Below are 21,763 nucleotides of genomic sequence, written 5' to 3' on the forward strand. Positions count from 1 at the left end.
AAATCTCCTCTTTTCATCAATTATTTTTGGATTAAATCTCTCATATCGCCCATTATAGCCCTAGGTACAGGTAAATCTATCATTGTCCTGAGTCCTGGACGTGCATTTATTACATGAGGAATCATATTTACACACATAGCAATAGTTCCTATTCCACCAGGAATTTCAGGATTTATGGCCATACTGATATTTGGTGTACCCTTTATCCTTATATAATCACCGGTATCAACACCTTCAAGTTCTGGCTCTACTTGTTGAGGATGTATCATTTTTACTTTTACTTTTCCATCAACCTTTCCAAGCCCTAACATATTCACTCCAGCAATATTTCCTGCTTCAACTTCAGCAAAAGGTGCTTTTCTGTATACAGTTGACACTATTGGTTCCTGACTTTGAGTTATTTGTTCATCTAATTTCCAGCCTATAGCATCAGTTATCATCCCGATTGATTCATGAAATCCTACATGTCCTGCAATGGTACCATCTTTTGTACCTTTCTCAAACTCTTCAACTGTAAGCCCAACACCTTGTTCTTCCATGACTGCAGGGCCAAATGGGGACAAACTATTTACTCTCTCTGCTTCAATTTCTTCCACATTTTCACAAGCTCCAGTTAAGCATACTACAAGTAAATCCATTATAAGACCCGGGTTTATTCCAGTACCTAAAACTGTAACACCATTCTCCCTAGCAATTCTATCTAATTCACAAGCCAATTCTTTTTCTTGTGCTTTTGGATATGCCATTTGCTCAGCAGTAGTTATAACATTTATTTTTCTTTCAAGGCAAAATTTTATTTTTTCAAATGCTCCTTTTACAAATGAATCTGTAGCAAGAAGCACAATATTTGTTGCTCCTTCTTTTATAATTTCTTCAGGTCTATCCCCAATTATGACATCTTTTCTATTTCCTCTTTCAATTCCTAGAACTTCATACATGCTTTTATTTACTTTTTCCGGATGCATATCACATACTCCAACAATCTCTACTCCTTTTTTCTTAAGTAGCATATTAGCCATTCCACTGCCCATAGCGCCAAATCCCCACAACATAACCTTCACATTTTCTCTCTCCATCAAAAACACCTCCTGAATATTTTACCTTTTATCTATATATATGCAATATTGTTGCCAACTTATAAGGTTTCAAATTTTTAAGAAAATTGCGATAAATACTATGCTTCTTTTTTGCTTTATATTTTTATTTATTAAAATTAATAAAAAAGTGCAAAAAATATTGCACTTTTATGCAATATTTTTTGCACTAAATCTCATACTTTTTCATTTTATGTTGTAGGGTTTGCCTTTTTATTCCTAATTCATTTGCAGTTCTAGAAATATTGTATTTATTTTGAGCCAATGTTTTTTCAATAAGAGCTCGTTCTATTGATTCTAATATTTTGGGCAAAGGCTTATCCTCATTTATTTCATCCATCAAAACACTTTTGGAACTATTACCAGAACTAAATATATGATCACAAGAAATAAAATATTCCTTTTTTAAAACATGCTCATCTTCAGAAATGTAATTCATTGCTGATTCTATAGCATTTTCTAATTCTCTTACATTTCCTGGCCAATGATAATTTTTAAAACAAGACAATACTTCTTCAGATAGCATCCAAACATCTTTATTTAATATTTTATTGTATTTTTTAATGAAATATTCACATAGAATTGGTATATCATCTAATCTTTCTCTTAATGGAGGAATTTTTATATACATAACATTGAGCCTGTAATAGAGGTCTTTGCGTAGAGTTCCTTTTTTCACACTTTCTATTGGTTCTTCATTAGTTGTGGCAATTATCTTTACATCCACTGGAATATCCTTTGTTCCTCCAACTCTTCTTATATATCCCTCTTGCAATACTCTTAGAAGTTTTGACTGAAGTGATAAGGCCATAGAATTTATCTCATCAAGCATAAGGGTACCTCCATTGGCCTCTTCAAATATGCCAGGTCTATCAACAGCTCCTGTAAATCCACCTTTTTCCGTCCCAAACAATATACCTTCAAGAAGAGATTCGGGTATGGCAGCACAATTTTGTGCTATAAAAGGTTTGTTCTTTCTACTACCTTCATAGTGAATACTTTGAGCAAATAGCTCTTTCCCAGAACCCGTTTCACCATATATAAGTACACTTGAAGGAGATTCACTTGCTCTTCTGCCAATATATATTGACTTCTTAAGTTCCTTGTTGTTTCCTATAATATCTTTAAAAACATACTTTTTTATACCTATTTTCTTGTTTTCCTGTTTTCCAGTACTTAGCTCGTTTTGCAAATCAATCAATTGATCAGATAATTTTTTTATATATGTAACATTTTGAGAAATTTCTAATGCTCCAACTATTTCTTCTTTATAATATAAGGGTATAGTAGAATTTAAAGATGTTATTTTTTGGCCTTTATAATTTAAATAAGTTTGAGTTCTATTTAAAATAGCATCTCCTGTATTCAAAACATTGATTAAAGTACTGCTTTCCTCATCCAAACTAGGAAAGATCTCAAGTATATCTTTGTTTAATACAGCTTTGCTATCAAGGCCTTCCAATTTAGCCATAGCTTCATTATATATTATAGTTTTTCTATTTTTATCTATTGCATGAATTCCCACATCAGCATGATGCAAAACATTTTGCAGTACTATATCATTAAATTCCTTTTTCGTCATATTATCAACCTCTTGAAATATGTTTTTTTAAAACAATTATTTCATTTCAATAGCTGCTACCATTCTCTCTTTAATTCCCATTTCCTTTCTATAGGAATAAAATATATCGTTATTGCAACTAGTACACAAATTGCTTATAGAAATGTTTTCTTCATGAACTCCTGATTCCATAAGAATTTTCTTATTTGCGTCCCACAAATTTAAATGCCACTTATTTTTACTTGTAAATTTAAATATTTCATTGTAAAATTTAAATCTTTTTTTAAATTCATCATATACATCTATTCCAACCTCATAACAACAAGGACCAATCGAAGGTCCAATAGCTACTAAGATATCATCAATACTTGAATTGTATTTCTCTTTCATAGTATTTATCATTTTCCCACCTATATTTTGTACAGTACCCCTCCAACCACCATGAGCCAAGCCAATAACCTTTTTATTAGGATCTAAAAAAAACAACGGAACACAGTCTGCATAATAAGTAACCAATACAATATCGGTCTTATCCGTCATTAGGCCATCCACTCCATTAGGATAAACCTTTTCTTTATAAAAATTTATGTCTTCTACAACAGCAATATTTGTACCATGTACTTGATTTGAAACTACAATATTCTCTAGTTTAACATCAAATACTTTAGATATATTTTCTAATGTGTTTTTCTTGTTCCATCCCATCCTAGTAGAAAAGAGATGAGCTACATCCTCCACATTATCAAAAGATTTTATTGTATAATAGGAAATTCCTTCTTTAGATGTAATATCAAAACCCATCATTTCACCTCTTTTATAGAAATAGGACTCTAAAATATAAAGTCCTCATACTAATTTTCCTCATCTAATAGCTTTTTTAGTTCATCCATAAAAGTATTTATATCTTTAAATTGTCTATATACAGATGCAAATCTCACATAAGATACTTCATCTATATTTTTGAGATGATTCATTACCATTTCACCAATATGTTGGCTAGTTACTTCTTTTTCCATTGAATTGTACAATGTCTTTTCTATATTATCTACTATATCTTCTATGGTTTGCATAGATACTGGACGTTTTTCACATGCCTTTATGATACCCGTAAGTATTTTATTTCTATCATAAGTTTGCCTATTTCCATCTTTTTTCACTACAATTAAAGGAATCTCTTCTACTTTTTCATAGGTAGTAAATCTTTTACCACATTTAATACATTCTCTTCGTCTTCTAATAGCTTGTCCTTCATCAGTAGGTCTCGAATCAATCACCTTAGTCTCATAATAATCACAAAAAGGGCATTTCATACACTCACCTCTTATAAAAATCTATTTAATTTGATTATAATATATAGCTTTTAGTTTGTCTAACATGTATTATTCCACTTCTTTTAAATCCACTAAAATAATATCTATTCCAATCTTCAATATATCTTTCCAGTGTATAACTAAATCTTGGTTTTTACCGAAAAAACTAAATACCTTCCCTGGAGCTGGAATAATTATTGCAGTAACTATACCCTTTCCCAAATCAACCTCTACATCGTCAATAACACCTATTCTTGAGCCATCTCTTATATTTATAACTTCTTTTTCTCTCATATCAGAGATTTTAACCATTACCTCACACCACCTTTTTTTATTTCTTATTTATATATACACTTTAACCATCATAAAATATTACTAAATATTTGTGAGGTAATGGTAGAATTTATATAAGCTTTCTCATGTGCTTTAATGCATTTTTTTCAAGCCTTGAAACTTGGGCCTGAGATATGCCAATTTCCTCCGCCACCTCCATCTGAGTTTTGCCCTCATAAAACCTCAAGTTTAATATAAGTTTTTCTCTTTCGTTTAATCTATCCAATGCTTCCCTAAGAGCTATCTCTTGAAGCCAAACCTCATCCTCACTTTTATCATCTTTTACTTGATCCATTACATATATTGCATCCCCACTGTCATGATAAATAGGTTCAAATAATGATATTGGTTCTTGAATTGAATCTAGAGCAAAAACTACTTCTTCCTTAGGCAAATTTAGTTCTTCTGCAATTTCAGTAATAGTTGGCTCTTTTGAATTTTTATAAATCAACTGATCTCTGGCTTGTAGTGCTTTATATGCAATATCTCTTAATGATCTACTGACCCTTATAGAATTGTTATCTCTTAAATACCTCCTTATTTCTCCTATAATCATGGGTACTGCATAAGTAGAAAATTTAACATTTTGACTCAAATCAAAATTGTCTATAGCTTTTATTAAGCCAATACAACCCACTTGAAACAAATCGTCTACATACTCTCCCCTTTTGTTAAATCTTTGTATGATACTTAATACAAGTCTTAAATTGCCATTTATAAATTTTTCTCTGGCTTCCATATCTCCCGCTTTAATTTTTACAAACAATTCTTGCATTTCTTCATTAGTTAAAACAGGTAATTTTGATGTATTGACTCCACAAATTTCTACTTTATTGTTTCGCATAGGGTCTTCATTCCTTTCGTGATTTATTGCCCCTTTTAAAATAAAATTATTACCTATAGATGTTTTTTTATTCAATTATTAATGTAAATAGATTAACTATATCATTCTACTCATTTCTTTTTTAAGACGTTTTATAATTCTCTTTTCAAGTCTCGAAATATATGACTGAGATATTCCAAGCATATCAGCCACTTCTTTTTGAGTCTTTTCCTGACCATTTTTTAAACCAAATCTAAGCTCAACTATTTTTTTCTCTCTACCTGACAATTTATCTATAGCTTGATTTAATAGTTCCTTGTCTATTTCTTCTTCCAAATATTTGAATATTGTATCTCCATCAGTACCCAATATATCTGACAACAACAACTCATTCCCATCCCAGTCTACATTTAAGGGCTCATCAAAAGATATTTCTCCTTTTGATTTGTTATTTCTCCTCAAATACATGAGAATTTCATTTTCTATGCATTTAGAAGCATAGGTAGCCAACTTTATATTCTTATCAGGATTAAAAGTATTTACAGCCTTTATAAGCCCAATAGTGCCAATAGAAATCAAGTCTTCTACACATACACCAGTATTTTCAAATTTTCTTGCAATATATACAACTAATCTTAAATTTCTTTCTATCAAAATACTCTTTATATTTTCATCGTCTTTCATTTGCGCAACTAAATTCACTTCTTCCTCTGGCTTTAAAGGTGGAGGCAATACTTCCCCACTTCCAATATAAAAAACTTCTTTTAAAATTTTAAATTTAGAGCCAATTTTAAATAATATCATACTTAACTTTAATCTAAGCTTATTGAACCTCTTCATAGTATCACCTTCCAATCAGTATAAAATTTCTGGATTTAACAATGCCATATAATTGTCATCTCTAGACAATTTATTGTTATATATGCCAATCAATACATTTTCTTTAATCTTTTTTTCGCATCCATCATTACCAATAATTATTTTATCAGGTTTAAAACCCAGCAAAATCCCATATTCTTTTCCTATAGATTTAAAAGGAATAACTCTTAATTTAATCTCATCATTTACTTCCACCATGATATTAGAAATAGTATCTAAATCTAAGCTTAGTTCTTTGTTATCTATAAATACATCTTGAACTTTTTCAGGAAGCAATTCCTTAATAGCATAAAATTCCACTATAATAACTGGATTTTGGCTTATGGGCTCTTTGAGCGAATTTCCTGTATCAACAAGTGCTACTATTTCTGCATTTTTTTCATTCAAATTGATAATTACATTAGTCAAAATATTTTTCTTGTTTAATCGAATTTGTAAAAATTCAAAAATATATTTTACTAAAATAAAAGATAGGGAAATACCCAATATCAAAAATTCAGCAGAAAAGTTTTGAATATAAAAGGCTCCATTTTTAAGATATAAATTAGAATTAAAGATATAAAACAATCCCAATATAGCTCCTGCAAATACAAATGATGTAGTATAAAAAACTGCCAACAATCTCATAAATGAAGAAAATTTTTCAGGATTAAAAGCTAAAATTATTATTAATATAGATATAGAAAATTTAACACTAAATTTAGTCATAAAATGAAGGGACGGAAAGAAAATAACTAGAGTATAAAGAGAACCCACGCATGCAGCAATAAATAATCTGATTTTTTTTGAATCCGTTCTACTTACTGCTTTAACGACATATAGTATAATATAGTTAATGATTACATTTTCTAGGAGTAAATATTCTACATATATGTCCACTTCGAAAGCCCCCTTAAAATTTCTTTATATTTTACTCTTATTCATAATTTATTGAATATATGTCTATTATATAATGTTTGTCTTGAAAATAATGTCATTTCCAGGGTGAAAAAAAAATCGTTTCCCATATTTGAGAAACGATTTTACGACATATTATTTATTTTTCTCTTCTCCTTAAAAAAGTTGGAATATCAAGGTCATCCATATCAAACTGACTACTAGCTACCTCTTCTCTAGCTTTTAATCTATCATCTGCATTGGTCTTCATCATACCATCAATCTTCTTTTCTTTTTTCTCACCAAATCCTGTAGCAATAACTGTTATTTTGAGCTCATCATTTAATGTTTCATCTATTCCTGCTCCAAATATAATATTTGCATCTTGATCTACTGATTGTCTTATAAGATCTGCTGCTTCGTTTACTTCAAATATTCCCAAATCTCCTCCCCCAGTAATATTTAAAAGTACTGCTTTTGCACCTTCAATAGAAGTTTCAAGAAGAGGACTTTGTATAGCTTGTCTTGCTGCATCTTGTGCTCTATTGTCTCCTGAAGCTTTTCCTATTCCCATATGAGCAATCCCTTGATCATACATAATTGTCTTAACATCAGCAAAGTCAAGATTTATAAGAGCTGGTACTGCTATCAGATCAGAAATGCCTTGAATACCTTGTTTCAAAACTTCATCTGCCATCATAAAGGCTTCTACCATTGTAGTCTTTTTTTCAGCTACTTGCAAAAGTCTATCGTTTGGAATAGTAACTAGAGTATCAACTCTATTTTTCAATTCTTCTATACCCTTTTCGGCATGTACCATTCTTCTCTTTCCTTCAAAGGTAAAAGGTTTTGTTACTACGCCTACAGTTAATATCCCCATTTCTTTAGCAACTTCGGCTACTATAGGAGCTGCTCCCGTACCGGTGCCACCTCCCATTCCAGCTGTAATAAAAATCATGTCTGCACCCTTAATAGCATCTGTAATTTCATTTTTGCTTTCTTCTGCCGCCTTCATTCCAACCTCAGGATTTGCACCAGCACCCAAACCTTTTGTCAACTTTTCTCCTATCTGCACCTTTGTTTCAGCCTTAGAAGTTTGCAATGCTTGTCTATCAGTATTTATCGCAATAAATTCAACACCTTTAACATTTGCTTCAACCATTCTATTTATAGCATTGTTCCCGCCTCCACCAACGCCTATAACTTTAATATGAGCAAATTGTTCAAAATCTACATCAAAGTCAAACACTTTGTAAACCCCCTTCTTTATTTACTAAAAATATTCCTCCCAGATTTTCTTGAAAAATGATGATATACTACTACTAGAATTTTTTCTATTTTTTTTCCCTTTCCTGACTTCTAAATTATTATATTCGACATAATAATTAAATTTCCTCTTTAATGAATAATTAATTAATCCAACTCCACTTGAATAAATAGGATCATTGACCCCAATATATTTTGGTTTACCAATTCTTACTGGTAAATTAAATATTTCATTTGCTAGTTCTTTTATTCCTAGAAAGTTACTTGTTCCACCTCCAGTCAATACTATTCCAGTCAATATTTCTTGTTTTACACCTTGCCTTATGAGTTCAGTATTTATAAGTTCAAAAGCCTCCCCTACTCTAGCCTCAATAATTTCACTTAATTTCAATTCAGAAATACATACTTTCTCATTAATTCCAATAGGATTTATATCAAATACATTTTTATCACTAGCTAAAGGGGTATAGGCAATTCCAAACTTTTTCTTTATATTTTCACTTTCATTGTAAGAAATTCTGAGCCCAACAGAAATATCGTTTGTAATATGATTTCCAGCTATAGGAATTAAATTGTTATAAATCAATTGTCCATTCTTAAAAAGTGAAAAATCACTAGTGCCAGCTCCTATATCTATGACCAGAGCTCCCAATTCTCTTTCATCTTTTGAAAGCACAGATTCAGATAATGCAAAGGGCTCTGGAACTATTCCAAGTACTTCTAATCCTGCTCCATTCACACTTTTAACTGCATTTAATATAGTTGTAGACGAACCAATAACAATATCAACATCAGCTTCCAGTCTAATTCCTACCATTCCAATGGGATCTTTTATCTCATCATAACCATCTATTATGTATTGGATAGGAATGATATCAATAATTTGCTGATCTTGAGGCATAGAAATAATTGTTGCCGAATTTAGAACCCTTTTTACATCATCATAATTTATTTCTCTGTCTTCTCCAGATACTGCTATTATACCTTTGTTCCTTATGAGCTTTGTATATCCACCTGGTATATTTACATAAGTATCAAATACCTCGGCATCTGCCATGTTTTCAGCCTGCTCCAAAGCGTAATTTATAGCATTGGAAGTTGACTCAATATCCACAACTACGCCTTTTTTTATTCCCTCGCAAGGGCAATTTCCAACTCCAACTATTTGAAGCTGACCATTCCTATCTATCTGGCCAATGATAACACAAACCTTGGACGTTCCCAAATCAATGGAGGTAATATATTCACCCATAAGTATGCCCCCTTTGGACAAAAAAACAATAGCCTTTTAAAAAGTATATCATTTTTTTGATTGTTTTGGTATAAAAACATATTATTGTTTCTCTTTGTTTTTAAATAAAAGAAGTCTTCTAATAGTAGCAAAGTTTTCAAATAATCTGCTGCCAAAAGTAAAAATTGCAGCATAGTATAGAGGTACTCCCAATCGATCTCCAATATAAGCCAAAAAAGCTGCTAGTATTGCATTTCCAAAAAAACCTGATATGAATATTTTTACATCAAACTTATCCTCTAAATTAGCTCTTACTCCTCCAAAAACCGAGTCAAGGCAAGCCAAAATTGCAACGGATACATATAGTGCATAAGTTGGACTATATGTTATTGGCAAAAGCAAACCCACTACAACACCTATTAAAGTACCAATTATTGCATAAAACAATTTAATCACCTTCTTTTATTGGTTTCGCATAATAAAAACTAAAATATCCAGAATATGCAGGAATGTGAATTTTATCTTCTACAGTTGATTCTATAGATATTTTATATACATTTTTCAATGTATATCCAAAAGTCCCAGGTGCATTTATCGCAGCATATAATTGTTTAGAATTTCCAATAGCTTTTATAACAAAAGGGCTTCCCAAACTCTTTCCATTAACTCTTATGATAGGCCCTCCACACTTTATTTCAGACATGGGCATAACCCTTTGACCATTTATACTAATTGCTTCAGCACCTGCTACCCTCAAATCGTTTAAAATTTCAAGTATATCTGCATCATGGATAACATCATCTTTAATCTCTGAACCTACTACTTCGATATTTTGATTGTCTTGCATTTTTATAACTATACCAGGGCCCTCCATATCAGTAAAACCTGCTATAACTTTATTTTTGTTTGATTCTTCTACAAGTAGTTCCTGCATATCTTCCCCTTTATAGTTAAATTCTTCTAATTTTTTTAATTCCCCTTGTTTTTCTTTAATAAGCAATTTTAATTCCTCTATCTCTTTTTCAGAATTAATTATCTCATTTTTTTTAATCTGTATGGATTTTAAAGTAACTAAATTATAGCTTTCAACATGTTGCTTCATCTGGACCACTAACATAAAACCTAACAATATACTAAAAGATAATAGTATTATATTTACATTGCCCTTTCTCTTCATATTCATCCCCCTAGGGTTATTTAGCTATTTCAGGTAATGGCTTTGCATAAGTAAACTCTTTGGTTTTTTTATATTTAGAAATCATAATATTCTTTTCCTGTTTAATTTGAACAATATAATCAGTATAATATTCCAAATGCCACAATATTCCTCCCTTTAGTGCTAAAGAAGACTCTAACAATGCTGGATCTCCAATGGCTTTAATAACTATAGGCGGACTTATAGACACTCCATTTATTTCAATATGATTCCCTACTCTAACTATCTCAGTGTAAGCTGTATATCTTTGATCATTTATAGATATTGCTTCTGCTTCAGAGGCATTTAATGCACTAATAATTTGTAGCAATATGTCTAATTCATCTACTATACTCGATTCTTCTCCAAACTGCACATCCATAGGAGGATCATTTATTTCTAAAACTATTCCTGGTCCTTCTACATCTGAATATCCTGAAAACATTCTATACTTCTCCAAATCTTTGTATAGATTTTCTGTATATACACTTTTATCTGCCTCATTTTTCTCATATTTATTTATTTTACTTTCTACATCACTTAACTCTCTAGTTAAGGCTTCTTTTTCATCTTGCAGCTTTTTCAATTCTAAACCTAACTGTTGAGCCCTTTGGGTAGGTAATAACCCTTCACCTACTGTTTCATTTACAGTTTTAATTTGTATAGCTAAAACAATTCCAAGAAATACACATACCAGCATAATTGCTATTTGACCTTTATTGTTCTTCATTTGAATCCTCCCGCTCATTATCAGTTACGACAATAGGATTTTCTCCTTTATTTAAATAAATATATTTACAAGGAATACCTTTTTCATTTAAATCATTTAAAATTTCTTTTATATACCTTAATTTATATTCTACATTATTTAATGGTCCAAAATCAACAAGAACACCATCCCTCAATTCCATAATAATGTTTTCATTGTTAGAAACATCAATGGTATTTATTTCTTTTAACAAATTCGTCTTATTGCTAATATCTATAAAGCCTAATATACTATCTACAAATTCTTCATTTTCACTCGTTATCTTATACCCTACATCTGGTTTATCTATATTGGCACCTTTCAACACAGTTAATTTGTTGTTGGGCTCTGAATTGATCTTGAGCACAATTCCATCAACATCTAAATAAACATTTGAACCCCCATGAGCTAATATAAATTTTTCATTTCTTTCTTCTATTTCAATGATTAATTTATTTGGAAGTCTTCGTCTCACAACTGCTTCTTTTATATAAGGATGTTTTTTTAAACTTTTCTCAATTTCGCCAATATTTACTTTAAAAATATTTTCTTTCATTGGATTTCCAGAGGCCTTGATTATCTTATCATTAGAAATTTTTTTATTCCCAATGATTTCGATATTAGATATATTGAAAAAAGTTGTCTTAAAAGAAACTAACAAAAATGTTCCAAATAGCAACAATAAAATTATAAATGCAATTTTTCTTCTCTTCTTTTTAATTCTTTTGTCTATTCTTTCCTCTTTACCCATAAGTGCACCACCTATAATAGCTTGTCCGTTCGTATCATAGCAGCAAAATGCTGCTATTTCACCTTTTCAATATCTGCCCCTAGTTCTCTTAATTTTAAGTCAAAATCTTCATATCCTCTTTCTATATGACATATATTGTCTACCTCTGTAGTTCCCTTAGCTGTAAGGCCTGCTAAAACTAAACTTGCTCCACCTCTTAAATCCTTTGATTTCACTTTTGCCCCCGTCAATTCCTTTACACCTTTAACTACAGCTACACGACCTATGATTTTAATATTTGCTCCCATACGTATAAGCTCTTCTGCATGTTTAAATCTATTTTCAAAAACTGTTTCCGAAATAATACTTGTACCATTTGCTATACTTAATAAGGCCATCATTTGAGCCTGCATATCCGTTGGAAATCCTGGATAAGGCAATGTTTGAACCATTTCTATGGAATTTAGCTTTTTTGGGCCAACAATTTTTAAAGAATTAGAATCATAATAAACTAAAGAACCAGCTTCTTTTAATTTAGCTACAATTGCTTGAATATAATCTATTTCAATATTTTTCAAAACCACTTCTCCACCTGTTATTGTAGAAGCCGCCATATAAGTACCTGCAACTATTCGATCTGAAATTATTGTATGCTTTACATCTTTAAATTTGTCTACACCTTCAATTTTTATAATACTAGTACCTGCTCCTGAAACTTTAGCTCCACATTTATTTAAATAAGTTTGTAAATCTATAATCTCTGGTTCTCTCGCAGCATTTCTAATGATTGTAGTTCCCTTTGCCTTTACAGCAGCAAGTATTGTATTTTCAGTAGCCCCTACACTTGGATAATCAAGTTGAATTTCACATCCCTGTAGTTTTTCACATTTACAATGAAGAAAGCCATGTGATTCTTCTATTGTTACCCCCATTTCTTTTAAAGCTTTTAAATGTAAATCTATAGGTCTTGGTCCTATCTCGCATCCACCTGGATAGCTTATTATAACTTCTCCACATCTAGAAAGCATTGCTCCCATAAGTATTATAGAGGAACGCATCTCTCTTACTAAATCATCAGGAATAACAAAACTATTCAATTGCCTTGAATCGACATATATAATATTATCCATTCTATCTACTACACAACCAATAGAAAGTAATATTTTTTCCATTATTTCTACATCTCTTAAATTAGGAGTATTAAATATGGTACTCCTATTTTGACCAACAACTGTAGCAGCTAGAATAGGTAGTACCGCATTTTTTGCACCAGAAATATTAACCTCTCCTGCTAGCTTTTTCCCTCCATTAATTATATATTTACCCATTATCACACCTCCAGAATATGCAACAACTATGTATAACATATATTTACATTGTATGCATATCCTAAAAAAGGTGTTACAGAGAAATTACTTTATCATGTCATCTATCATATCGGCAATTTTATTGACTGCATTTATCTTTCCCATCTTCTTACTATTTTGCGCCATATCTTTTAACTTTCCCTTATCATTTAAGAGTTCCAAAACAAATTCATTTAGACTTTCTCCTGTTAAATCTTTTTCTAGAATAACCAGACTTGCACCTTGTTTTTCAAGAGCACGAGCATTATATTCTTGATGGTTTTCAGCAGTATAAGCTTTAGGAATTATAATGCTTGGAACACCTATAGCTGTAATTTCTGAAAGAGTTATAGCTCCAGCACTAGTAATAACTAAATCTGCAAGATTTAAACCTTTTGGCATATCAAAAAAATAAGGCAATACTTTTATATTATCTTTGATAACTATTTTATCCTGACTTAGCTTTTGAATGAAATCATCATAAAATCTTTTCCCAGTTATGTGAAGTATTTGTATATTTGGATTGTCTGTATTTTCACTTATGACATAATACATTGCTTCATTTAATTTTTTTTGGCCGCCACTTCCACCAAAAGAAAGGACAAAAGGAGCATCTGGACTAATTCCAAGTTCTTTATAAGCCCCTTCTCTATCAATTGTAGCTAAACTTTTTCTAACTGGATTCCCTGTAATCACAACTTTTTCAGGATATTTAAAATATTTTTTGGATTCTTCAAAGCTACCTGCTACTTTATCTACATACCTACACAGAATTTTGTTTGTCACTCCTGGAAATGCATTTTGTTCATGAATAAGGGTAGGTATTTTTCTTTTACTAGCTACATAAACTACAGGCCCACAAACATAGCCACCAGTTCCTATGACAACATCTGGTTTAAATTCTTTTATTATTTTTTTAGCATCACCTATTCCAAGAAACAACTCTTTAACAGTCTTAAAAGTATCTTTTGAAAACTTTCTAGGAAAGCCTTGTACTCTTATAGTTTTGAAATTAAATCCTTCTTTTGGAACCAACTCACTTTCCATACCTTTTTCAGTGCCAACATATAGTATATCTGCATCCTTATGTCTTTCTTTAATTTCATTGGCAATAGCTAATGCAGGATAAATATGTCCTCCAGTTCCTCCACCAGTAATTAAAAAATTCATCTATATTCAACTCCTATCTAGTTGTGTATGCCTTGATATATTCAAAAGTATTCCTATAGAACCCATATATAATATAAGAGAAGTACCTCCAGCACTAATAAGGGGCAACGGAATCCCAGTTGTAGGAACAGAAGATGTGACTACTGCTATATGTATCAGAGTTTGTATTGTGATGAGTGCAGTAATACCAGTAGCCAAAAAACATCCAAAAAGATCATCAACATTTAGTGCTATTTTTATACCTCGCCATATGAGCAGTAAAAACAACAATATAACCGTTAAACAACCTAAAAAACCTAATTCCTCACCAATAATAGAAAAAATAAAATCATTATATGGCTCAGGAATATAAAAAAATTTTTGCCTACTCTTTCCCAAACCTAAGCCAAATAATCCTCCAGAACCTAGTGCATAAAGAGATTGAACAGCTTGCCATCCATAATCATTTTTATATAGAAAAGGATCCCTGAATGCAAGCATTCTCATCTTTCTAAATTCTTCTGCCATAATTGCCTTATATATTCCAAAGCCTCCCATGGCCCCCAAAACTACTAAATATACAACTTGTATTCCTGCTACAAATACCATGCTAATCAAAGTCAAGCCCAAAGTAACACTAGTGCTTAAGTCTTTTTGTGCAATTATAAGCCCACATGAAATTCCTATAATGATGAGAGATGGCAGTACACCTTTTTTAAAATCTTTTATTTTGTTCCTATCTTTAGATAAAAAATATGACATATATATTATAGAGCCTATTTTTATTAAGTCTGAAGGCATAAAAGTAGTGAAGCCTATATATACCCATCTTCTAGCCCCGTTAAATTCCCTGCCAAGAGGTGTAAATACCAATAACCCTGATAGCAATGACAAAATGAAAATAGGAGTAGCTATTTTCTCTAATTTTTTATAATTAAAATTCATGAAGAAAAACAAAACAAATAATCCTAATACGCTGGCAATTACCTGTTTCCTTAAAAAATAGTACCCATCTTTCATTTTATATATTGCATCAGGCCAACTAGAACTGAAAACCATAATAATTCCTATGAACACCAATAGGATAGTAGATAAGAGCAAAGTAAAATCACTAGCTCTCTTTTTCGCCATCACTTTTCCTCCTTTAAATCAAAAGCAGCTTTTTTAAAATCCCTGCCCCTTTCTTCGTAACTTTTATACATATCCCAACTTGCACAAGCAGGTGAAAGCAATATTTCATCTCCACTTTTAGCTAGTTCAAAAGACTTATTCACCGCTTCCTTCATATCATTTACTATATATATATTGTTGAAACCATAATTAATTGCAGTTTGTTTGATTTTTTCTTTAGTTTCTCCTAAAAGTATTAAAGCTTTAACCTTCCTATCAAAAGATTTAACAAAATCATCAAATTCATTTCCTTTGTCCATACCACCAGCTATAAGTACAATTGGTCCTTCAAGAGCCTCAACTGCTTTGATACTTGCATCTGGATTAGTTCCTTTTGAATCATTATAAAATTTTATTTTATCTATAGTAGTTACATATTCTATTCTGTGCTCTACCCCTTCAAAAGTTCTCAATACATTAGCCATAGTTGAAATATCTACTCCCATAGCATATCCAATAGCTACACTTCCCAGTGCATTTTCTAAATTGTGCCTACCAGGAATTTTTATTTCCTTCCAAGGCATAACCTTTATTTTTTCGCTACCAGTATTTATAACTATGTAGTCTTCATCTATATATACACCATTATCTAAAGCATTGTTTACACTAAACCATAAAACATTTGAATGTAATTCATTTTTGATACTTCTTAAAATTTCATCATCATAATTTAATACAGTATAGTCTTCGCTATCTTGATTTATAAGTACTTTTTTCTTAGCATCTATATATTTTTCATAGGAACCATGCCAATTTATATGATCAGGAGTAATATTTATAATAAGACTCACCTTAGGTTTAAAGCATTTTGTGCTTTCCAATTGAAAACTACTAGTTTCTATAACAAATATATCATCAGCACTTGAATTTACTGCTTCCCAAAGTATTCCCACACCAATATTTCCAACTACATGACATGAATATCCAGCATTCTTAAAAAATTCACCCGTTAGAGTAGTTGTTGTAGTTTTGCCATTCGTACCGGTAATAGCTACAAACTTATTTTCAGGTATCAATCTATAAGCAAGTTCTATATCAGTCATAACTTCGATATTAAGTCCCTCAGCTTTTTGTATAATAGGTAATCCTAGTGGAATTCCAGGACTTTTTATGATCAAATCTACATCTTCTAATGGTACATCATTTGTTCCTAAATACAATTTAGCTCCATAAGAATCTATCTCTTCTAGAAAATCCTTTAATTCTTCTTCTTTTTTTGTATCACTTATAATAATACTTGCTCCCAATTTGTTCAAAGCTTTAACAGTAGAAACTCCACTAATTCCTAATCCTAAAATAAGTACATTTTTATTTTTCAAATTCATTTCAAACACCTAGCTTTCTAATTTAATTTACACTTACAATTCCAATTAAACAAAGTATAACTGTTGCAATCCAAAAAACAGCTACAACTCTTGTTTCTGGCCATCCTTTTTGTTCAAAGTGATGATGTAATGGAGCCATTAAAAACACCCTTTTCCCAGTCAATTTATAAGATACTACTTGAATAATAACAGATAGTGCTTCTATGAAGTATATTCCACCAGCAATAGGTATAACTAATGGCAGATTTAAGAGTATTGCAAGAGCTGAAACAGCACCTCCAAGGGCAAGAGATCCTGTATCCCCCATGAAAACTCTAGCAGGGTAAGAATTGTACACCAAAAACCCAAGACATGCACCAGCCATTGCTGCTGCAAAAATTGAAGTACTAGTCATTCCCCAATTTAAAGCTACAAGCCCAAAAAAGGATAGCACTATAAGAGTAACACCAGAAGCCAATCCATCAAGTCCATCAGTTAAATTCACACTATTTACAGTACCAACTACAACAAAAGCAATAAAAGGCACATAAAAAGCTCCTAAATCTAAATACTTATTTGCTGCAAAAGGAATAAGTATTTTTGTCCCCAATATAGAGGTATGAGACTGATAAACTGCTAATACTGTTGCTAATATAATTTGACCAATAAGTTTTTGGTAAGGTTTTAGTCCTAAAGATCTTTTTTTTGCTACCTTTATATAATCATCAATAAATCCAATAAGTCCAAATCCAAGGGTAGATAAAAGCAATACGTACATATCCCTATTCATCATTCCAGATGTAAAAGTTGTAATAATTAATGCAATAAGCATGATCACTCCGCCCATAGTAGGAGTTCCACTTTTTTTTAAGTGGGTTTTAGGCCCTTCCTCTCTAACATTTTGCCCAATTTTTAACTTTCTTAAAAGTGGTATAAGTATTGGGCCCAAAATAATGGTTATAGCAAAGGAAATAACAGTAGTCCTTATTGCATCTGTATATTCAATCATTATAATTTCTCCTCTCTTGTATAAAACTAATCATTTAGTTTTTTCAAAATATCCAAAACAATTTGTCTTTCATCAAAAGGTATTATATTGTCCTTAATAATAGTGTATGTCTCATGACCTTTTCCTGCCAGTAAAATAATATCTTTAGGTTTTGCATTTTTTATAGCATATTCTATAGCTTCTTTCCTATCAACAATCTTTATATAATTATCATTGACTTTTTTCACGCCTTCTACTACATCATCAATGATTTTTTCTGGTTCTTCATATCTAGGATTGTCTGAAGTGACAATCAAAAAATCTGCATACTTACCAACAGTTTCTCCCATTATAGGTCTCTTTGTCTTGTCTCTATTTCCTCCAGCACCAAATACTACAACTATTCTTCCTTCTCTAAATTTTTCAATAGCAGTTAAAACTTTTTCAAGACCATCTGGAGTATGAGCAAAATCTATTATTACTGTAAAGTCTTTATCAGTAGGTACAAGTTCAAATCTTCCCTTTACACCTTTTACAGCTTCCAGACCATTCTTTATTGTTTCAAGGTCAATACCATAAAAATAGCCACAACTAGCTGCTGCAAGGGAATTGTATATGCTAAACTCACCAGGAATATTTAAGTTTATATCTATAGATCCCTTTGGTGTATTCAATACAAAATCCACACCTCTAGAATGATATTCTATATTAGTTGCATAAATATCTGAGCTTTCTCTAATTCCATAGGTAAGAACAGGAATGTCAAGGGAAGAGATTTTTTCAACAATTTTTTGTCCATAAAAATCATCAATATTTATTATATTGCATTTACCAGTCATATAAAATAATTTCAATTTTGCATTGAAATAATTTTCTACAGTTTCATGATAATCTAAATGATCTCTACTCAAATTTGTAAATATACCTACATCAAAATTACAATCCATAACTCTCTTTAAATCCAATGAATGAGATGAAACTTCCATGACGCAATACTCTATTTCTCCTCTATGCATATCATGTAAATACTTTTGGATAACCAATGATTCTGGTGTAGTATTTTCAGTCTTTTTCAATTCTCCATTTATAACACTTCCAATAGTTCCAATAATTCCAGTCTTTCTATCAGCACATTCCAAAATACTTTGCACCAAATAAGTAATAGTAGTCTTTCCATTGGTACCCGTAATCCCTATCATCTCCATATTTTTAGACGGATTATCATAAAAATCAGAACTCACTTTAGATAGACTAGCCCTGCTATCTTTAACTTTTATAATCGTAATATTCCTATCTGATATTTCGACATCTTTTTCAACTATAATTGAAGTAGCGCCCCTTTTAATAGCATCTTCTATATACTTATGACCATCTGTTTTAAAACCTTGAATTGCAACAAATAAATATTTTTCTTTTGTTTCTCTGGAGTTATAACAAATTCCAACTATATCTTTATCTAAACTTCCATTTATTCTTTCAATTTCTAATCCTTTAACAAGAGTTTCAAGCTCCATGATTTCACCTCTTTAGTTTCCTTTATTTGTAAATCAATTAAAAGGCAACTATAAAGTCGCCCTTTAATATATTACTCTTTAATGTCAGAAAATTCAACTTCAACTATTATATTTTCATCAATTTCTGTACCTGAACTTGGTTTCTGATTTGTGACAGTACCACTTCCATTAAATTTATATTTTAAATTCATCTCATCTAAAATCTTAATCACTTCATCTCTACTTTTACCAGTAAGTTCAGGCATTACTACAATATTTGAATTTTTTCTCTTATCATTTAAATACAAATCTATAATAGAACCCCTACTCACTTCTGTTCCAGGTAATGGAAATTGATCTATGACTATGGATTTTTCTGTAACTTCTATAGTCTCTGTGTTGTACTTAAATTGTAAATCTGTAAGTATCTTTCCAGCATCTACTATATTTTTATTTCTAACATCTGGTACCTTCACTTTATTGTTAAACTCTTCTTTTTCTTTTTCTGTATATTTAGGTTCTATATCTAAATATTTAAGAGTTTCTTCCACTACCTCGCCCATTACAGGACCTGCAATAACTCCCCCATAATAAGCCCCATTAGTAGGCTCATCAATTATGACCAATACAGCTATTTTAGGATCATCTACTGGAGCTATAGCCGCAAAAGAAGAAATATATTTCCCTTGAGCATACTTCCCATCAATAACCTTTTGTGCTGTTCCAGTTTTCCCACCTATTCTATATCCAGGAACATATGCATTTCTTCCTGTTCCCTCTGAAACAACTGATTCCAATATATCGAGCAATTGTTTTGAAGTATACTCTGATATAACTTTTCTTTTTACTTCAGGTTCAAAACTATGAACAATATTTCCATCCACGTCTATTAATTCTTTAACCAATCTAGGCTTCATGAGATTTCCACCATTTCCAACGGCAGAAATAGCAGTTATAAGCTGAATAGGAGTCACAGCAATTCCCTGCCCATAAGATATAGTAGCCAAATTTATTTCTTTCATACTTTCTGCACTAGATGGAATAATACCCGCTTGTTCACCTGTCAAATCTATTCCTGTAGTCTGACCAAATCCAAAAGCCTTTATATATTTATACATTCTTTCATTTCCAATTCTTCTTCCCAAATTTACAAATACCACATTGCAAGAATTTTGAACGCCTTCCTTAAAAGTTTGATCCCCATGAGGATTGTAATATCTCCAACATTTCAACTTTTCTCCAGGTATATCATTGATAAATCCACCACAATAAAAATGGCTATCGGGAGATACTACATTTTCTTCAAGACCAACAGCTGAAGTTATAATCTTGAAAGTAGAGCCGGGCTCATAAGCATCATTTATTACAAAATTTCTCCACATATCATACCACTTCTTTTGAAGTTCGTCTTGGGGTAGATTTTTCCATTCCTCTTTTAAATTTTCATCTAGAGGTTCTCTAGGATTGTTGGGATCAAAATCAGGTTTTGAAGCCATGGCCAATATATCCCCAGTATTGGGATCCATGACAATTATAGAAACATTTTTTGCTTTATTCTTAATCAAAGCTTCTAATGCTGCTTTTTCTGCAAAATGTTGTATTGTTTCATCTATAGTTAATACGACACCTAGTCCATCTTTAGCTTCATACATTTTTTCACTTCCATAAGGAAGTTGTCTTTGTTTTGCATCAGTACTTTTTATCCATTTTCCTGGTGTACCATTTAAATATTTGTCATAAGTCTTTTCAATTCCATATAGACCATTATTATCAATATCCGTAAAACCTATAATATGGCTTGCAAAACTTCCATAAGGATAATACCTTTTATTGTCATCAATTATTTCTATTCCTTTTAAATTTGCCTTTCTAAGTTCTTCCGCTTCTTCTTTTGTTATCCATTGCTTTATTTTTTCTACTCTCTGCCTTTTAGTTATTTTTTTATATACTTCTTCTTCATCCATATTAAGTATTTCTGAAACCTTTTTAGCTGTAACTTCAGGTTCTTCTATATCAGCTGGGCTACACCATACAGTATAAGCACTAACACTAATAGCCAATTTCTTCCCATTAGTATCGTATATTATTCCTCTTTTAGCTTTTATCTCAATGCCTTTGGTTTGCTGCTCAAGAGCACCTTTCTTTAGTTCTTCACCTTTTACAATCTGTACATATCCAAGTTTTAAAGTTAAAAAAAGTGTTATAAAAGATACAGCAAAAAATATAAATACTAATCTTTTCTTTGTTATGTTGCTAGGTGCTGGCAT

Annotated in this window: 21 protein-coding genes; all 21 read right to left on the bottom strand. The window is 31.3% G+C overall.

What is annotated here, in order from left to right; translation table 11 throughout:
- Positions 1-20 precede the first annotated feature (20 nt).
- The 21 genes from ord to BUA21_RS03205 all read right to left on the bottom strand — a co-directional run bounded on the left by ord (position 21) and on the right by BUA21_RS03205 (position 21,763).
- Positions 21-1,076, bottom strand: coding sequence for a 2,4-diaminopentanoate dehydrogenase (gene ord, locus BUA21_RS03105; RefSeq protein WP_072743210.1), 1,056 nt, complete (start codon positions 1,074-1,076; stop codon positions 21-23).
- Positions 1,077-1,263: 187 nt separating this feature from the next.
- Positions 1,264-2,676: a sigma-54 interaction domain-containing protein gene (locus BUA21_RS03110; RefSeq protein WP_072743211.1), complete on the bottom strand. Its 1,413-nt coding sequence runs from the start codon at positions 2,674-2,676 to the stop codon at positions 1,264-1,266.
- Positions 2,677-2,712: 36 nt separating this feature from the next.
- Positions 2,713-3,456, bottom strand: a complete 744-nt coding sequence (gene pgeF / locus BUA21_RS03115) for a peptidoglycan editing factor PgeF (RefSeq protein ID WP_233242578.1) — start codon at positions 3,454-3,456, stop codon at positions 2,713-2,715.
- 50 nt (positions 3,457-3,506) lie between these two features.
- A complete protein-coding gene (gene nrdR / locus BUA21_RS03120; protein ID WP_072743213.1) occupies positions 3,507-3,965 on the bottom strand; it encodes a transcriptional regulator NrdR in 459 nt (152 codons plus the stop codon).
- 69 nt (positions 3,966-4,034) lie between these two features.
- Positions 4,035-4,277 (bottom strand): YlmC/YmxH family sporulation protein, encoded by a 243-nt coding sequence (locus tag BUA21_RS03125; protein WP_072743214.1) that lies wholly within the window; start codon positions 4,275-4,277, stop codon positions 4,035-4,037.
- 91 nt (positions 4,278-4,368) lie between these two features.
- Positions 4,369-5,217, bottom strand: coding sequence for an RNA polymerase sporulation sigma factor SigG (sigG, locus tag BUA21_RS03130; protein WP_327198029.1), 849 nt, complete (start codon positions 5,215-5,217; stop codon positions 4,369-4,371).
- Between the two features lie 21 nt (positions 5,218-5,238).
- Complete coding sequence (gene sigE / locus BUA21_RS03135; protein WP_072743215.1) at positions 5,239-5,961, bottom strand: RNA polymerase sporulation sigma factor SigE; 723 nt, start codon at positions 5,959-5,961, stop codon at positions 5,239-5,241.
- 15 nt (positions 5,962-5,976) lie between these two features.
- Complete coding sequence (spoIIGA, locus tag BUA21_RS03140; RefSeq protein ID WP_072743216.1) at positions 5,977-6,879, bottom strand: sigma-E processing peptidase SpoIIGA; 903 nt, start codon at positions 6,877-6,879, stop codon at positions 5,977-5,979.
- A gap of 157 nt (positions 6,880-7,036) precedes the next feature.
- Positions 7,037-8,125, bottom strand: coding sequence for a cell division protein FtsZ (gene ftsZ / locus BUA21_RS03145; protein ID WP_072743217.1), 1,089 nt, complete (start codon positions 8,123-8,125; stop codon positions 7,037-7,039).
- 24 nt (positions 8,126-8,149) lie between these two features.
- Positions 8,150-9,394, bottom strand: a complete 1,245-nt coding sequence (ftsA, locus tag BUA21_RS03150) for a cell division protein FtsA (protein ID WP_072743218.1) — start codon at positions 9,392-9,394, stop codon at positions 8,150-8,152.
- 81 nt (positions 9,395-9,475) lie between these two features.
- Entirely contained in the window at positions 9,476-9,820 is a 345-nt protein-coding gene (locus BUA21_RS03155) for a small basic family protein (RefSeq protein WP_072743219.1), read from the bottom strand.
- A 1-nt stretch (position 9,821) separates the two neighbouring features.
- Positions 9,822-10,550 carry a DUF881 domain-containing protein gene (locus BUA21_RS03160; RefSeq protein WP_072743220.1) on the bottom strand — a complete coding sequence of 243 codons (729 nt, stop codon included), beginning with the start codon at positions 10,548-10,550 and terminating at the stop codon, positions 9,822-9,824.
- Positions 10,551-10,566: 16 nt separating this feature from the next.
- Positions 10,567-11,298, bottom strand: coding sequence for a DUF881 domain-containing protein (locus BUA21_RS03165; protein WP_072743221.1), 732 nt, complete (start codon positions 11,296-11,298; stop codon positions 10,567-10,569).
- Positions 11,285-12,067, bottom strand: a complete 783-nt coding sequence (locus BUA21_RS03170; RefSeq protein ID WP_072743222.1) for a cell division protein FtsQ/DivIB — start codon at positions 12,065-12,067, stop codon at positions 11,285-11,287. The genes BUA21_RS03165 and BUA21_RS03170 overlap by 14 nt, the downstream gene beginning before the upstream one ends.
- A 53-nt stretch (positions 12,068-12,120) precedes the next feature.
- Complete coding sequence (gene murA, locus BUA21_RS03175; RefSeq protein WP_072743223.1) at positions 12,121-13,374, bottom strand: UDP-N-acetylglucosamine 1-carboxyvinyltransferase; 1,254 nt, start codon at positions 13,372-13,374, stop codon at positions 12,121-12,123.
- Positions 13,375-13,458: 84 nt separating this feature from the next.
- Positions 13,459-14,562, bottom strand: coding sequence for an undecaprenyldiphospho-muramoylpentapeptide beta-N-acetylglucosaminyltransferase (gene murG, locus BUA21_RS03180; RefSeq protein ID WP_072743224.1), 1,104 nt, complete (start codon positions 14,560-14,562; stop codon positions 13,459-13,461).
- Between the two features lie 6 nt (positions 14,563-14,568).
- The gene (gene ftsW, locus BUA21_RS03185) at positions 14,569-15,672 is read right to left on the bottom strand and encodes a putative lipid II flippase FtsW (protein ID WP_072743225.1); all 1,104 of its coding nucleotides are present in this window, start codon (positions 15,670-15,672) and stop codon (positions 14,569-14,571) included.
- Entirely contained in the window at positions 15,672-17,036 is a 1,365-nt protein-coding gene (gene murD / locus BUA21_RS03190; protein ID WP_072743226.1) for a UDP-N-acetylmuramoyl-L-alanine--D-glutamate ligase, read from the bottom strand. The genes ftsW and murD overlap by 1 nt, the downstream gene beginning before the upstream one ends.
- 22 nt (positions 17,037-17,058) lie before the next feature.
- Complete coding sequence (mraY, locus tag BUA21_RS03195; protein ID WP_072743227.1) at positions 17,059-18,024, bottom strand: phospho-N-acetylmuramoyl-pentapeptide-transferase; 966 nt, start codon at positions 18,022-18,024, stop codon at positions 17,059-17,061.
- A gap of 26 nt (positions 18,025-18,050) precedes the next feature.
- Positions 18,051-19,517 (bottom strand): UDP-N-acetylmuramoyl-L-alanyl-D-glutamate--2,6-diaminopimelate ligase, encoded by a 1,467-nt coding sequence (locus BUA21_RS03200; protein ID WP_072743228.1) that lies wholly within the window; start codon positions 19,515-19,517, stop codon positions 18,051-18,053.
- Positions 19,518-19,588: 71 nt separating this feature from the next.
- Positions 19,589-21,763 (bottom strand): stage V sporulation protein D, encoded by a 2,175-nt coding sequence (locus BUA21_RS03205; protein ID WP_072743229.1) that lies wholly within the window; start codon positions 21,761-21,763, stop codon positions 19,589-19,591.

The sequence above is a fragment of the Sporanaerobacter acetigenes DSM 13106 genome (genome assembly GCF_900130025.1).
GTDB lineage: Bacteria > Bacillota > Clostridia > Tissierellales > Sporanaerobacteraceae > Sporanaerobacter > Sporanaerobacter acetigenes.

What these genes read in the sequence shown, in the direction of transcription:
- nrdR (WP_072743213.1), bottom strand. Translation starts at nt 3,965, where the DNA reads ATGAAATGCCCTTTTTGTGATTATTATGAGACTAAGGTGATTGATTCG.
- BUA21_RS03200 (WP_072743228.1), bottom strand. Translation starts at nt 19,517, where the DNA reads ATGGAGCTTGAAACTCTTGTTAAAGGATTAGAAATTGAAAGAATAAAT.
- murD (WP_072743226.1), bottom strand. Translation starts at nt 17,036, where the DNA reads ATGAATTTGAAAAATAAAAATGTACTTATTTTAGGATTAGGAATTAGT.
- ord (WP_072743210.1), bottom strand. Translation starts at nt 1,076, where the DNA reads ATGGAGAGAGAAAATGTGAAGGTTATGTTGTGGGGATTTGGCGCTATG.
- BUA21_RS03165 (WP_072743221.1), bottom strand. Translation starts at nt 11,298, where the DNA reads ATGAAGAACAATAAAGGTCAAATAGCAATTATGCTGGTATGTGTATTT.
- sigE (WP_072743215.1), bottom strand. Translation starts at nt 5,961, where the DNA reads ATGAAGAGGTTCAATAAGCTTAGATTAAAGTTAAGTATGATATTATTT.
- pgeF (WP_233242578.1), bottom strand. Translation starts at nt 3,456, where the DNA reads ATGGGTTTTGATATTACATCTAAAGAAGGAATTTCCTATTATACAATA.
- ftsA (WP_072743218.1), bottom strand. Translation starts at nt 9,394, where the DNA reads ATGGGTGAATATATTACCTCCATTGATTTGGGAACGTCCAAGGTTTGT.
- murA (WP_072743223.1), bottom strand. Translation starts at nt 13,374, where the DNA reads ATGGGTAAATATATAATTAATGGAGGGAAAAAGCTAGCAGGAGAGGTT.
- BUA21_RS03160 (WP_072743220.1), bottom strand. Translation starts at nt 10,550, where the DNA reads ATGAAGAGAAAGGGCAATGTAAATATAATACTATTATCTTTTAGTATA.
- mraY (WP_072743227.1), bottom strand. Translation starts at nt 18,024, where the DNA reads ATGATTGAATATACAGATGCAATAAGGACTACTGTTATTTCCTTTGCT.
- BUA21_RS03205 (WP_072743229.1), bottom strand. Translation starts at nt 21,763, where the DNA reads ATGCCAGCACCTAGCAACATAACAAAGAAAAGATTAGTATTTATATTT.
- murG (WP_072743224.1), bottom strand. Translation starts at nt 14,562, where the DNA reads ATGAATTTTTTAATTACTGGTGGAGGAACTGGAGGACATATTTATCCT.
- ftsW (WP_072743225.1), bottom strand. Translation starts at nt 15,672, where the DNA reads ATGGCGAAAAAGAGAGCTAGTGATTTTACTTTGCTCTTATCTACTATC.
- BUA21_RS03110 (WP_072743211.1), bottom strand. Translation starts at nt 2,676, where the DNA reads ATGACGAAAAAGGAATTTAATGATATAGTACTGCAAAATGTTTTGCAT.
- BUA21_RS03170 (WP_072743222.1), bottom strand. Translation starts at nt 12,067, where the DNA reads ATGGGTAAAGAGGAAAGAATAGACAAAAGAATTAAAAAGAAGAGAAGA.
- BUA21_RS03125 (WP_072743214.1), bottom strand. Translation starts at nt 4,277, where the DNA reads ATGGTTAAAATCTCTGATATGAGAGAAAAAGAAGTTATAAATATAAGA.